The organism is Nocardia sp. NPDC004260 (assembly GCF_053603155.1).
The window spans coordinates 1-1,063 of the sequence record NZ_JBSGEZ010000287.1; the positions used below are offsets into that span (position 1 = coordinate 1).

General features: G+C 68.8%; 1 protein-coding gene. It reads left to right on the top strand.

The features are described 5' to 3' along the window. Window positions 1-1,063 (top strand): condensation domain-containing protein (locus ACWEO7_RS39700; RefSeq protein WP_452431036.1); only part of this gene is annotated, 1,063 nt, incomplete at both ends.

Consider the following 1,063-nt stretch of genomic DNA (forward strand, 5'->3'; position numbering starts at 1 on the left):
CACCCAGCATGCGCGGCGCCAACACCGGCTTCGCGGTCTCCCCCGACATCCACCAAGCCCTCACCGACCTCGCCCGCGCCCACAACTGCACCCTGTTCATGGTCGTGCACGCCGCCCTCGCGGTCCTGCTGGCCCGCCTCACCGGCGACCCCGACGTCGCGATCGGCACCCCCATCGCCGGACGCGGGCAACGCGCCCTCGACGAGCTGGTCGGCATGTTCGTCAACACCCTCACCCTGCGCACCCGCGTCGAGGCCGCCACCAGCTTCACCGAACTCATCGACCAAGCCCGCGAAACCGACCTCGCCGCCTTCGCCAACGCCGACATCCCCTTCGAACGCGTCGTCGAAATCGTCGCCCCCGGCCGCGCCACCACCCACAACCCCCTGTTCGGGGTCGTGCTGTCGTTCCAGAACAACGAACAACCCACCCTGCAGCTGCCCGGCCTCACCGTCACCGCCCTGGACACCGACACCGTCGCCGCCAAATTCGACCTGCAAGTCAACATCAACCCCCACCACCACGACGACGGCAGCCCCGCCGAACTCGACACCATCTTCACCTACGCCACCGACCTGTTCGACGAAACCACCATCCACACCCTCGGCCACCGCCTCGAACGCATCCTCACCACCATCGCCACCAACCCCCACACCCCCATCGGCGACATCGACATCCTCGACCGAACCGAACGGGAAATGGGCACGGCCAGAGGCGTTCCCACCCCGCCGCCGAACTCGGCGGCGACCGCGGGCACCACACTCGCCCAAACACTCGTGGCCGCTGTCGAGGACGATCCGGACGCCCCCGCCATCCTGTCCGGCGACGACGAGCTGTCCTACCACGATCTGGAGACCCGCTCGTCGCGTTTGGCGCGAGTGCTCATCGCGCGCGGCTGCGGTCCCGGCGCGGGTGTCGGACTGCGCTTGGATCGCGGCATGGAAGCGGTCATCGCGACCTGGGCCGTCCTCAAAACAGGCGCCGCCGTCGTCCCCGTAGACACCCTCGACACCGCACTGCCCGACGACCTCCACACCAAAGTCGGCCTCACCCTGGGTGATCC